8 protein-coding genes are annotated in these 13,192 nt (G+C 66.3%); 4 read left to right on the top strand and 4 right to left on the bottom strand.

Features of this window, described 5'->3' with window-relative positions; translation table 11 throughout:
- Positions 1–53 precede the first annotated feature (53 nt).
- Complete coding sequence (locus tag CCK87_RS03975; RefSeq protein WP_086460146.1) at positions 54–488, bottom strand: Fur family transcriptional regulator; 435 nt, start codon at positions 486–488, stop codon at positions 54–56.
- A gap of 125 nt (positions 489–613) precedes the next feature.
- On the opposite strand from CCK87_RS03975, the gene CCK87_RS03970 reads away from it, so the two are divergent.
- On the top strand, positions 614–1,591 hold the full coding sequence (locus tag CCK87_RS03970) for an endonuclease/exonuclease/phosphatase family protein (RefSeq protein ID WP_086460145.1): 978 nt from the start codon (positions 614–616) through the stop codon (positions 1,589–1,591).
- On the opposite strand, the gene CCK87_RS03965 is transcribed toward CCK87_RS03970, so the two are convergent.
- A complete protein-coding gene (locus tag CCK87_RS03965; protein WP_086460144.1) occupies positions 1,588–2,784 on the bottom strand; it encodes a cysteine desulfurase family protein in 1,197 nt (398 codons plus the stop codon). The two genes, CCK87_RS03970 and CCK87_RS03965, sit on opposite strands and share 4 nt — an antisense overlap.
- Before the next feature lie 53 nt (positions 2,785–2,837).
- Between CCK87_RS03965 and glgX the strand changes: the two genes are divergently transcribed.
- On the top strand, positions 2,838–4,886 hold the full coding sequence (gene glgX, locus CCK87_RS03960; RefSeq protein WP_086460143.1) for a glycogen debranching protein GlgX: 2,049 nt from the start codon (positions 2,838–2,840) through the stop codon (positions 4,884–4,886).
- Between the two features lie 113 nt (positions 4,887–4,999).
- Here the strand turns inward: glgX and CCK87_RS03955 are convergent, their stop codons facing one another.
- Entirely contained in the window at positions 5,000–5,674 is a 675-nt protein-coding gene (locus tag CCK87_RS03955) for a DUF559 domain-containing protein (RefSeq protein WP_249273693.1), read from the bottom strand.
- Between the two features lie 464 nt (positions 5,675–6,138).
- Positions 6,139–8,706 carry an alpha-glucan family phosphorylase gene (gene glgP / locus CCK87_RS03950; protein WP_086460373.1) on the bottom strand — a complete coding sequence of 856 codons (2,568 nt, stop codon included), beginning with the start codon at positions 8,704–8,706 and terminating at the stop codon, positions 6,139–6,141.
- A 234-nt stretch (positions 8,707–8,940) separates the two neighbouring features.
- Between glgP and CCK87_RS03945 the strand changes: the two genes are divergently transcribed.
- Positions 8,941–10,959, top strand: a complete 2,019-nt coding sequence (locus CCK87_RS03945; protein WP_086460372.1) for a maltotransferase domain-containing protein — start codon at positions 8,941–8,943, stop codon at positions 10,957–10,959.
- Positions 10,959–13,172, top strand: a complete 2,214-nt coding sequence (glgB, locus tag CCK87_RS03940; protein ID WP_086460141.1) for a 1,4-alpha-glucan branching protein GlgB — start codon at positions 10,959–10,961, stop codon at positions 13,170–13,172. Before CCK87_RS03945 ends, glgB begins: the two co-directional genes overlap by 1 nt.
- Positions 13,173–13,192: the final 20 nt, after the last annotated feature.

The following is a 13,192-nucleotide window of genomic DNA, read 5'->3' as shown; positions in this document are numbered from 1 at the left end:
GTTCTCCTTGGGTAGAGGATCGGTCGACAGGACGAGAATACGGTCTGGCGCTGCTAGGCAGTCTGGCAATTCGGGCAGAGACCCCAGAAGTTCACTTCGGCGCTCTGGATCTGAAAACCGGACACCGACGACGGAATGAGACACGGGCTGTGCCCGACCGCGCAGTCGACGTCTTCGACCGCTCCGCAGGCGGAACAGACGATGTGGTGATGATTGTCATCGACGCGCCGCTCGTAGAGAGCGGGCGAGTGAGCGGGTTCGATGCGCCGCACAAGCCCGGCCTGAGAAAACGCCGCCAGAACTCCGTGCACGGCCTGCACGCTGGTTCCGGGCAACGAGATCCGTATCGATCGAAAGATGCGCTCCGCATCGATGTGCGGCTCGCGTTCGATCACGTCGAGCACTGCCAAGCGCGGTTCCGTCACCTTGAGGCCGACCGAGCGGATGCTGTCGGCCAGGGCCGCGGCCTCCGTCACGTCTGTCGTCATGCACCCACCCTAGCCGTATTTTGAATGACTCAAAACATGAGGATTCGTGCGACGGCTCCGTCGTCACGCACGGCGGCCGAGCAGCCTGAGTATTTGCTCAGTCTGCTGCGGCAGACTTGGGCACGATGTCTCTCCTTCACGAGACGCCCCGAGCGTCCCCTTCTGCGCGGCGCCGGCCCTCTGCGGGTCGACGCGCTCTCAACGCCGTCGTCGTGATCGCATCCCTCGTGCTCGCCGCCATCATCGTGCTGCACACTGTCGTGCCCGACGTGGCCGGACTCGGCCTCGTGATCGACTCTGCTGCACCCTGGCTCGGGGTCGGCATTCCGATCCTTCTCGTTCTCGCCGCATTCGCTCGCCGTGGCCGCCCGTGGATCGCCGCTCTCGTGCCGCTCGTGGCCTGGGTCCTGGTGTTCGGACCGTCGATCGTTCCTCTGAAGTGGACCGCGCCTCCCGCGAGCGCGACGACGCTCACGGTCGCGAGCCAGAACGTCGAGGCGAATTCGGGAACGGGTGCGGCGTCGGCCACGGATCTCGTCGCAACCGGCGCCCAGGTGGTCGCCATACAGGAGATCGACGACGCGTCGCGCACCGAGATCTCATCGGTTCTCGACGGAGCCTACGAGTACTCCTATCAGGTGGGCACGGTCGGTCTCTGGAGCAGCTATCCCATTCTGAACGCCCAGCCCTGGGATCTCGGGCTGGGGTGGCAGCGCGCGCTCGCTGCCGATCTCGAGACACCCGAGGGTCTCGTGAGCATCTATGTGATCCATGCGGCGTCGGCCCGCATGGGCGATCACGGCGACCGCGACGAGATGCTCAAGAACCTCTCCGACGTGCTTCCGAACGACGAGAATGATCGCGTCATCGCAGTCGGCGACTTCAACGCGGCCTCGACAGACAGGGCGTTCAAGCCGATTCTGTCGCAGCTGTCGGAGCCGAATCAGAGCGATGGGATCTTCGGCTTCACCTGGCCGTCCTCGCCCTTCGCCGTCACGCGACTCGACCACTTTCTCCAGCGCGGTCTCGAGGTCACGAGCAACACCGTCATCCCGGCGGGCAAGAGCGACCATCTGGCGATCGTGGCCACGGTCAACCTCTAGCGAGCGTGCCCGAGCGGCACCACCCGGTCGCTCAGCCCGGCCTTCGACGCCTGAGCGAAGGCACCGGGAAGAGCGGCCACGAGCGCGTCGACGTCGTCCTCTGTCGTTCCATGCCCGAGCGTGATGCGCAGCGCCCCCCTCGCGTCGGCCTCGCTCAGACCCATGGCGGTGAGCACGTGCGACGCCTCGGGCACGCCCGCCTGACACGCCGATCCCGTCGACACGGATAGCCCTGCCACATCGAGCAGGAAGAGAAGCGAGTCGCCCTCGCAGCCAGGGAAAGTGAAGTGGGCGTTGCCCGGGAGCCGGCCCGCGGCATCCGGATCGCCGTGAAGCACCGCCTCGGGTACGGCCCGTCGCACGTTCTCGACGAGCCGGTCACGAAGAGCCCGAAGCTCGGCCGCGTGGGCATCGACCTCGGCGGATGCGCGGAGAGCGGCGACACCGAACGAGACGGCGCCGGCGACGTCCTGCGTTCCGCTGCGGCCGCGCTGCTGGCTGCCGCCGTGAAAGAGGGGCACCACCTCGGCGGAGCGAGACAGCAGAAGTGCCCCCACCCCGACCGGTCCCCCGATCTTGTGCGCCGAGATGCTCATAGCGGCGGCACCCGAGGCATGGAAGTCGAGTGGCAGATATCCGAATGCGGAGATGGCGTCGACGTGGGTCGGGATTCCGAACTCCGCCGCGACCTCTGCGAGCTCGGCGACCGGCTGGATCGTACCGACCTCGTTGTTCGCCCAGAGAACGGAGAGCAGGGCGACGCCGTCTGGATCGCGTTCGATCGCCTCGCGCAGGGTGTGCGGGTGCAGCCGACCGAGCGAATCGATCGGCAGCCACTCGAGCTCGGCCCCGTCATGGCCCGCGAGCCACTCGACGGCATCGATGGTCGCGTGGTGCTCGCCGCCGGGAATGAGGATGCGACGCCTCGGCCGATCCTCTTGCCTCTTCCAGAACAGGCCCTTGATGCCGAGGTTGACGGCTTCCGTGCCGCCGGAGGTGAAGACGACCTCGACGGAATCCGCCGACACGCTGGCGGCGACATTCTCGCGGGCTTCTTCGAGCATCCGCTTGGCCTGCTGCCCCTGGCTGTGGATCGACGCGGGGTTGCCGACGACGCCGAGCGCCTCGATGTAAGCGTCTCTCGCATCGGGGAGCATCGGGGTGGTGGCCGCATGGTCGAGGTAGACGGGCACGACGACCCTTTCCGTGATCTGTTCGAAACGTATGAATCACTACTCTAAGACGCATGACTGCCGCCGATCCCCTCGCGAACATGGGCGTTCGCCTCACCGCCCACGGAGGCGAGATCCGCGTCTGGTCGGAGCACGCCGACAAGGTCGAACTCTGCCTGTTCGACGACAAGGACGCCAACTGGATCTACAAGACCGTCGATCTCGCGCGGGATCGGCACGGGGTGTGGTTCGGCCGCACGAGGGAGCTGGTCCCCGGTCGCCGCTACAACCTCCGCGTCTCAGGGCCGCACGGGCCGACCCACCGCTTCGACCCCTCGCGGCTTCTCCTCGATCCCTACGGCAAGGGCATCCAGCGGCTGAGTTCGGGATCGCAGCGCTCGGTCGTCGTCGATCAGTCGTTCGATTGGGCCGGCGTCGCGAAGCCCAACACGCCGCTCGACCACACCGTGATCTACGAGGCGCATCTCAAGGGTCTCTCCGAACTCAACCCGCGCATCCCCGAAGAGCTTCGGGGAACCTATGCCGGCCTCGCGCATGAGACGACCATCGGGTACTTGAAGAATCTCGGCGTCACGGCCGTGCAGCTGCTGCCCGTGCAGTCGTTCGTCTCAGAGCAGCGGCTCATCAAGCAGGGCCTCCGCAACTACTGGGGCTACAACACCCTCGGATTCTTCAGCCCGCACGCGCTGTACGCGTCGAAGGCGGCGCAGGCGCAGGGACCCAGTGCGAATCTGCGCGAGTTCAAAGGCATGGTCAAGCTTCTGCACGAGGCCGGCATCGAGGTGCTCATGGATGTGGTCTACAACCACACGGCCGAGGAGGGCCCCGGGGGTCCGACCACCAGCTTCCGCGGCATCGACAACGCCAGCTACTACCGCCAGACAGCGGGCGGCACCTACATCGACGTCACCGGATGCGGCAACAGCATCAACACCGCCACCCCGGCGGTCTCACGCATGATCCTCGATTCGTTGCGGTTCTGGGCGAACGAGGTGCAGGTCGACGGATTCCGCTTCGATCTCGCAGCGACCCTGGGACGCAACGCCGACCACTACTACGACCCGCAGCATCCGCTTCTCACTCAGATCGTGTCCGATCCGCTGCTGCAGAACGTCAAGATGATCGCCGAGCCGTGGGATGTCGGCATGGGCGGATGGCAGACCGGCAATTTTCCCGATGGCTGGTCGGAGTGGAACGACCGCTACCGCGACCGGATGCGCAAGTTCTGGCTGCGTGACATCCGATCGATCCGCGAGCACGGCAACCCGGGCGACGGCGTGGGCATGCTCGCGACGCGGCTGGCGGGATCGTCGAACACCTTCGCGCAGCATCGCGGACCGCTGTCGTCGATCAACTTCATCACGGCCCACGACGGCTTCACGATGGCCGACCTCACCGCATACGACTCGAAGCACAACGTGGGCAACGGCGAGTCGAATCGCGACGGCACCGACAACAACATGTCGTTCAACCACGGCGTCGAGGGGCCCACGTCGTCGCGGCCGATCGAGGCGTCGCGGCGCCAGGCGATGCGCAATCTCATGGGCACCCTGCTGCTCTCGGCGGGAGTTCCTCTCATCACCGCCGGCGACGAGTTCGGTCGCAGCCAGAAGGGCAACAACAACGCCTACTGTCACGACAGCGAACTCACCTGGCTGAGCTGGGACAGGCGGCGCTGGCAGAAAGACCATTGGAAGACCACGCAGCACCTCTTGAAGCTGAGGCGCGAGAACCCCGCCCTGCGTCCGGTCAGATTCGGCATCTTCGGCGAGACCACACCGAGCGCCAGCCAGATGGACTGGTACGACGCAAACGGCTCGTCGATGTCTGTCTACGACTGGAACTCCGCAGAGAACCGGACCCTGCAGTACATGGCGGCCTCGACGCCCGAGCACGAGGAGTTCAACCGCATCCTGCTCGTGATCCACGGCATCGAGGCACCGGTCGCCGTGACGCTGCCCGTGCACCTGGGCGTAGCCTCGTACACCGAGCTCTGGGACTCGGGCAACGACGCCCCGAACCCCGAAGAGGGCCCGACCTACGAGCCGGGAACAGTCATCGAGATGGCGCCGTCGTCGCTGCGCCTGTTCCGCGCGAACTGACCCGCGGAACACGCATCCGCCTCTTCCCCGCCCCCCTCCCGTGCGCGGATGAGGAACCATCGTCGACGCGCCGTGCACCTGACGAGTAGGTGCGGCGGGTCGCAGGGATTTCCTCATCGGCGGAAGGGCGGGAGGGGTGAAAGACCCGCGCGAACTGCTCGTTCTCGCCGCAGAACGATGATGATCGTCGAAAGAACGGTCTCCCAGTCGAACAAAACCATCGCATAGGTGAAATGCAGCACGCGGTAGCCGAGGGCATTCAAGAATGCGTCGCGCTTCCGGTCGGCAACAAATGCCTCGTGGCCTGAGTGGAACTCCGAGCCGTCAACCTCGACGACGATGACCCCGTCGATCACGAAATCGACCCGCAGCCCCTCGGATACGACAACCTGAACCTCGAAGGGTAGGCCCGCGGCGAGAAACCCCAACCGTGCAGCCGATTCGACTCCGCTCTCCGCTCGGCCGTCCACCAGATCGATGATCGAGCGGTGGACAGCAGGAACCGACCCACGCAACTCCCCCAAGTCGCGGTCTGACAGCACGCCGCGGTGCAATGCGGAGTCGAGCGTCGAGACGACGCTTCGATGGGACTGGCACGACACCAGATGCCGGAGATAGGCAACCCGCGAAAGCGCGTACCCTCCAGAGGTCGACCACGCCTGATCATCCCAGTGGAGAACGACATCGCCACGTTCATCGTGTGCCCGATAACGCGTCGCGTCAGTCCTGCTTCGAAAGACTGAACCGTTGCCCCTCACACACACATGGAGTTTCTCCTCGTCGAGCACCCACAGCCCATCGACTGCAGCGGCCGAGACGCAGGTGAGGACCCCGCCCACCCGCACGGCCTCGATTACGCGACGGTCGACATCCGGAAGGCAATACCAGCCGACTCGGGGCCGGATCAGCATGCCGAGCTGCACCATGCGGGCGATGGACATGCCAGAGACGCCACACCGCTCGAGATCTCGGCGCCGTGCAACACCGCCGTGGGTCAGAAGAAAACCGTATGCATCGCCATTCATGCCGGCCAGCATTCCCTGAAGAGGCATGACTCAGCGGGCGGATCACCTCATCGGCAACAAAAAAGGAACGCTGACGCCCTGGGGAGGACTGGCTACCGCGACCAGGCACCCCTTCGCGGATGAGGAAAAACGCGCGACACTCCGCTCAGAAGGGAGCATGACTCGGCGTGTCGGCAGCGTTTCCTCATCCGCGAAAGGGGGGCCAGCGGAAGGTGGCTAAGGGTGTGTCAGTGGGCCGTGGCGATGAGGCCCAGTTCCGCCGGCGACGCGAGGTGGGCGTGCTTCGGCACGACGCGCACCGTGTAACCGAACGCTCCGGCACTCGAGAGCGCGAGGGTCCCCTCGAAGAGCACCACTCCGGCGGCCTCGGTCGCTGACGTGGTCGACGGAGACAGAGCGAATGTGGCCACATCGCGCAGCTCGTCGCCCGTTCCCGCCTGACCGTAGACGACCTCGACCGAGACGTCGGCTGGACTGATGCCATCGAGCTGCACCTGGGCACGCAGATGCAGAGAGTCGCCCACCTGAGGAGTGTCGTCGAGTCCACCGGACTCGACGTGCACGACCTGCACGGCGGGCCAGTGCGCGGTCATGCGCTGCTTGAAGGCCGACAGCTCGCGCGCCGCCTCGTGGTCTCTCGCCGACATCACCCGCTCGGCCGCGGCCGCCTTCGTGTAGAGGCGCTCGGTGTACTCGCGCACCATCCGCTCGGCCGAGAGGCTGGGCGACAGAGTCGACAGCGTGTGCCGCACCGATGCCATCCACCGCTCGGGGATTCCGTCGGCGTTGCGGTCGTAGAACCGGGTGGCCACCTGATGTTCGAGCAGGTCGTAGAGCGCCCCCGCCTCGATGGAGTCGCGTTCCTCGGGCGTGCTCGCGCCGTCGGCGGTCGGGATCGCCCATCCGTTCTCGCCGTCGTAGTACTCGTTCCACCAGCCGTCGAGGATCGACAGGTTGAGTCCGCCGTTCAGCGAGGCCTTCATACCGGATGTTCCGCACGCCTCGAGCGGACGCAGCGGGTTGTTGAGCCACACGTCGGTGCCGGGGTAGAGAAGCTGAGCCATGCCGATGTCGTAGTTCGGAAGGAACACGATGCGGTGACGGACCTCGGGGTCGGAGGCGAACTGCACGAGGCGCTGGATGAGCCGCTTGCCCTCTTCGTCGGCAGGATGCGACTTGCCCGCGATCACGAGCTGGATGGGGCGCTGAGGGTTGAGCAGAATCGACTTGAGGCGCGCGGGGTCGTGCAGCATCAGGGTGAGGCGCTTGTAGGTCGGCACCCGGCGAGCGAAGCCGATCGTCAGCACGGTGGGATCGAGGAGCGTCTGGTACCAGGCCGGCGCGATCGAGCCCGGGTTCTGCAAGGTGAAGGCCTCGGTCACTCGGCGGCGGGCGTCGTGCACGAGCTGACGTCGCATGTCGCCGCGCACAGCCCAGAGGTCGCTGTCGCTCACGTCGGAGCTGTTCCAGTCGGCGTTCGTGGTGTCGGAGGTGCCGAGCTTCGAGCTCGCGAGCTCCTGCAGCAGAGGGTCGGTCCAGGTCGCGGCGTGCACGCCGTTCGTCACCGAGGTGATCGGAACGTCGTCGACGTCGAATCCCTTCCAGAGGCCCTGGAACATGCCGCGGCTCACAGCGCCGTGGAGCTGCGAGACCCCGTTCGCGCGCTGGGCGAGACGCAGACCCATGACGGCCATGTTGAAGACCTCGGACGAACCGCCCTCGTAGTCCTCCGCCCCGAGGCGCAGGATGTCGTCGACCTCGAGACCGGGAAGCAGGTCACCGCTGAAGTAGCGCTCGACGAGCGTGCGCTCGAAGCGATCGATGCCCGCCGGAACGGGCGTGTGTGTGGTGAAGACGGTGCCCGCCCGCACGACCTGGAGAGCGGCGTCGAACGACAGGCCGTCTCCGATGAGTCGGGAGATGCGCTCGAGGCCCTGGAATCCGGCGTGGCCTTCGTTGGCGTGGAAGACTTCGGGCTCGGGCACGTCGCGTAACTCGGCCGCGAGCTTGAGAGCGCGGACTCCCCCGATGCCGAGCAGGAGCTCCTGAAGAAGACGGTGCTCGCCGCCGCCGCCGTACAGACGGTCTGTGATGCCGCGAAGATCCTCGGCGTTCTCAGGGATGTCGGTGTCGAGCAGCAGAAGCCGTACGCGACCGACCTGGGCCTGCCAGACCCGGGCGAAGAGGGCGCGGCCATCGGGAAGCGCCAGAGCGATGTGGGCAGCAGAGCCGTCGGCGAGGCGCAAGACAGTGAGCGGAAGTCCGTCGGGGTCGAGCACCGGGTAGCTCTCCTGCTGCCAGCCGTCGCGAGAGATGGCTTGGCTGAAGTAGCCGGCGCGATAGAAGAGGCCCACTCCCGTGAGGGGAAGACCGAGGTCGCTCGCGGCCTTCAGGTGATCGCCGGCGAGAATGCCGAGTCCTCCCGAGTACTGGGGAAGGGCGGCGGCGATGCCGAACTCGGCCGAGAAGTAGGCGATGCCGGTGGGCTTCTCGCCCTCGAGCTGCTGGTACCAGCGCGGCTCGGCGAGATAGCGGTTGAGGTCGTCTCGAAGGCTGTTCGCCCAGGCGACGAATCCCTCGTCGTGCGACAGCTCCTCGAGGCGTTCCGGCCTCACCGCGCCGAGCAGCGCGATCGGGTCTCCCCCAGTCTGCTGCCAGTCGTCCGGTGAGATGCGCGCGAAGAGCGCCCGGGTGGGCTCGTGCCACGACCAACGAAGATTGGATGCCAGCTCACCGACCGCGCGCAGACGCTCCGGCAGCACGGATCGAACGGTGAATCTTCTGATCGCCTTCACGAGAAATTCTCCACATCGGCGCGCCACCACCACTCGTCTCGAACCCCGCGGTGGACACCGTGGGCCAGGCGTTGCCCAGCCTAGGACAGCGGCGCGCGGCCCGCATAAACGACCGGGAACCGTTTCCATAATCCCCCGCGAACGTTTCGCCTTTCTTGGTACGGTCGAACCGTGGCAAAGACGCAAGCACCCAAGCAACCGACCCTCTCCGATTCCGGACTCGGGCGCATCCCGATCCTCGACATCTTCCCCAGCGTTCCCGGCCAACGATGGCTCCCCAAGGCTTTCGCCGGCGAGGTCGTGCCCTTCGGCGCGGTGGTGTTCCGTGAGGGACACGACGCCGTCGGCTCCCGTCTCGAGGTCGCCGGCCCGTCCGGTCAGCGCAGCGAACGCGTCCTGACGCCGCTCGAACCCGGCACCGACCGCTACGGCGCCCTCGAGCAGCTGGCAGAAGAAGGCCTCTGGCGGTTCCGCATCCGCGCCTACTCCGACGACTTCGCCACCTGGCAGCACACCGCATCGATCAAGCTGCCTGCCGGTCTCGATGTCGACGTGACCTTGGCCATCGGGCGAGAGCTGTTCGAGGCGGGCCGGGTCGATGCGACCCGATCCGACGCTCAGCGCGTGCTCTTCGGCAAGGTAGCCAACACCCTGGGCGATGCGACGATCGATCCGATGGAGCGCTTCGCCGCGGCCACGAGCCCCGCCGTTCTCGACGCCATCGCCGAGCGTCCCTTCGAGAGCCTCACCACCTTCTCCGAGTGGAGGGAGATCACGGTCGAGCGCGAGCGCGCCGGATCGGGCTCCTGGTACGAATTCTTCCCGCGCTCCATCGGCGCCAAGCAGAACACCGACGGCAGCTGGACGAGCGGCACATTCCGCACGGCTGCCAAGCGCCTGCCAGAGGTCGCGGCCATGGGGTTCGATGTGCTGTACATGCCGCCCATCCACCCGATCGGCCGCTCATTCCGCAAGGGCCCGAACAACTCGTTGGATGCCGGCCCGCACGACCCCGGGTCGCCCTGGGCCATCGGCGGCCCGGCAGGCGGACACGACGCCATCCACCCCGACCTCGGAACGGTCGCCGATTTCAGCTTCTTCCTGAAGCAGGCGGCCAAAGCCGGGCTGGAGGTCGCCCTCGACTTCGCGCTCCAGGCCTCGCCCGACCACCCCTGGGTCACCGAGCATCCGGAGTGGTTCACCACGCTGCCCGACGGCTCTATCGCCTACGCCGAGAACCCGCCGAAGAAGTACCAGGACATCTATCCGATCAACTTCGACAACGACCCGAAGGGCATCCGGCGTGAGACCCTGCGCCTGCTGCGCTACTGGATCAAACTCGGCGTGCGCATCTTCCGTGTCGACAACCCCCACACGAAGCCGCTCGACTTCTGGGAGTACGTGATCCATACGATCAACGCGGAGTACCCCGAGGTCGTCTTCCTCGCCGAGGCTTTCACGCGCCCGGCGATCATGCAGGGGCTGGCGAAGGTCGGTTACCAGCAGTCGTACACCTACTTCACGTGGCGCAACACGAAAGAAGAGCTCGAGGAGTTCCTTCAGGGCCTGTCGCACGAGACCGACGCCTTCTTCCGGCCGAATCTCTGGGTCAACACCCCCGACATCCTCACGCAGTATCTGCAGTTCGGGGGGCGCGCGGCCTACAAGATCCGCGCTGCCATCGCCGCGACCGCAGCGCCCACGTGGGCCGTGTACTCCGGTTACGAGCTCATCGAGAACGTGGCACGCCCCGGCGCCGAAGAGAACATCGACAACGAGAAGTACGAGTACCGCCCGCGCGACTTCGCGCTGGCGGAGAAGACCGGGCAATCGATCGCGCCGTACATCACGAGGCTCAACGAGATCCGCCGCGACCACCCGGCCCTGCGCCAGCTGCGCAACCTCGAACTGCACTGGAGCGACGACGACGCGATCCTCGTCTACTCCAAGTACATCGCCGCGGAGTTCAGCGGCACGGGAACGCCGGACGCCGTCATCGTCGTAGCGAACGTCGATCCCCACTCGGCGCGCGAGACCAGCGTTCACTTCGACGTCTCGAAGCTCGGCCTCGCCGGGGCCGAGCAGTTCAGGGTCACCGACCTCATCACGGGCGCATCATGGATCTGGGGCGTCAGCCACAACTTCGTGCGCCTCGACGCGTTCACCGAACCCGTACACATTCTGCACGTGGAGCCGGTCGATGGGACCTGGCCCGAAACGCACCCCAGCGGTGCAGACAAGGCGGCTCACTGATGTCCACCCTCGACGGAGCATCCGTGCTCTCCATTCCCGACGTTCCCTCCGACGTGCTCGACAAGGTCGCGGCGGGCTCCTACTACAACCCCCACAGCGTGCTCGGGCAGCACCCGATCGAGGGCGCGGGGGCCGACGGTGTGACCGTCATCCGAGCCCTGCGGCCCCTCGCCAAATCGGTAGTCGCGGTGCTCGCATCCGGCGCCCGCACCGAGCTCACCCACCTGCACGGCGGCATCTGGCAGGGCTACACGCTGACCGGCCTCAGCGACTACACGATCGAGGCCCGCTACGACGACGACACCGTCTGGACCAGCGACGACCCCTACCGCTTCTCCCCCACGCTGGGAGACGTCGACATCCACCTTCTCGGCGAGGGCCGACACGAGCGCCTGTGGGACGTGCTGGGCTCGCACTACCGCTCGTGGCACGGCGTCGACGAGCAGGTCGCCGGCACGTCGTTCGCGGTCTGGGCACCGCACGCTCAAGCCGTGCGCGTGATCGGCGATTTCAACTCGTGGGACGGACTGAAGCACTCTCTGCGCAGCCTCGGCAGCTCGGGCGTCTGGGAGCTGTTCGTGCCCGGCCTCGAGCCCGGCAGCAACTACAAGTTCGAGATCCTGGCGCAGTCCGGCCAGTGGGTCCGGCGCGCCGACCCGATGGCCCGCTACACGGAGATCCCGCCGCTGACCGCATCCGTCATCGGCCAGTCGGCCCACACCTGGGGCGACGACGAGTGGATGTCGCGGCGCGCGTCGAGCGACCCGCATTCCGGTCCCATGAGCGTCTACGAGATGCACGTCGGATCCTGGCGCCCCGGACTCTCGTACCGAGAGCTCGCCGACCACCTCATCGACTACGTACAGGAACTCGGCTTCACCCACGTGGAGTTCATGCCCCTGGCCGAGCACCCGTTCGGCGGCTCATGGGGCTACCAGGTCACCTCGTACTACGCTCCCACCTCGCGCTTCGGCCACCCCGACGACCTGCGCTACCTGATCGACCGCCTGCACCAGGCCGGCATCGGAGTGCTCGTCGATTGGGTTCCCGGGCACTTCCCCAAAGACGAGTTCGCCCTGGCCAATTTCGACGGCCAGCCGCTGTACGAGCATCCTGACCCTCGTCGAGGCGAGCAGCCCGACTGGGGCACGCTCGTGTTCAACTTCGGCGACTCGCAGGTGCGCAACTTCCTGGTCGCGAACGCGCTCTACTGGCTCGAGCAGTTCCACGTCGACGGCCTGCGGGTCGACGCCGTGGCGAGCATGCTCTATCTCGACTACTCCCGCAAAGAGGGCGAGTGGCTGCCCAACCAGTACGGTGGGCGCGAGAACCTCGAGGCCATCAGCTTCTTGCAGGAGGCCACGGCGACGGCGTACAAGCTGTACCCGGGCATCATCATGATCGCTGAAGAGTCGACGAGCTGGCCTGGAGTCACGCACGCCACGAACCAGGGCGGGCTCGGCTTCGGGCTCAAGTGGAACATGGGCTGGATGCACGACTCCCTGCAGTACATGGAGACCGATCCGCTCTACCGCTCGTACCATCATGGCGAGATCACGTTCTCGTTCGTCTACGCCTTCAGCGAGAACTTCATCCTGCCGATCAGCCACGACGAGGTCGTGCACGGCAAGGGATCGCTACTGAACAAGATGCCCGGCGACCACTGGCAGAAGCTCGCGAACCTTCGGGCGTATCTCGCGTTCATGTGGGCGCACCCCGGCAAGCAGTTGCTGTTCATGGGCCAGGAGTTCGGGCAGCCGTCGGAGTGGTCGGAGGAACGCGGACTCGACTGGTGGATTCTCGATCAGCCCGTGCACCGCGCGCTTCTCGGACTCGTCTCGCAGCTCAACCGGGTCTACGCCGACAACCCCGCGCTCTGGCAGCGCGATCACGATGCCTCGGGCTTCGAGTTCATCGACGGCGGATCGTCGAACCAGAACCTCGTGTCGTTCCTCCGCTGGGACGACGAGGGCAACCCGATCGCCGTTCTGATGAACTTCTCCGGCGCTCCGGTCGGGCCTTACAGGGTCGGCCTACCCTTCGGCGGCACCTGGGATGAGCTGATCAACACCGACGCCGTGGAGTTCGGAGGATCGGGCGTGGGCAACTTCGGTTCCGTCGAGGCGGAAGACGTGCCCTGGTCGGGACGCCAGGCCTCGGTCGAACTCACGCTGCCGCCGCTGGCGGCGCTGTACCTCAAGCCGCGGCGATAGGCGTTACTGCGCCGATCGAG

Origin of the sequence: Agreia sp. VKM Ac-1783, from assembly GCF_900177765.1 — a bacterium.
Classification (GTDB): domain Bacteria; phylum Actinomycetota; class Actinomycetes; order Actinomycetales; family Microbacteriaceae; genus Agreia.
This window is presented reverse-complemented; position numbering and strand designations above follow the sequence as displayed.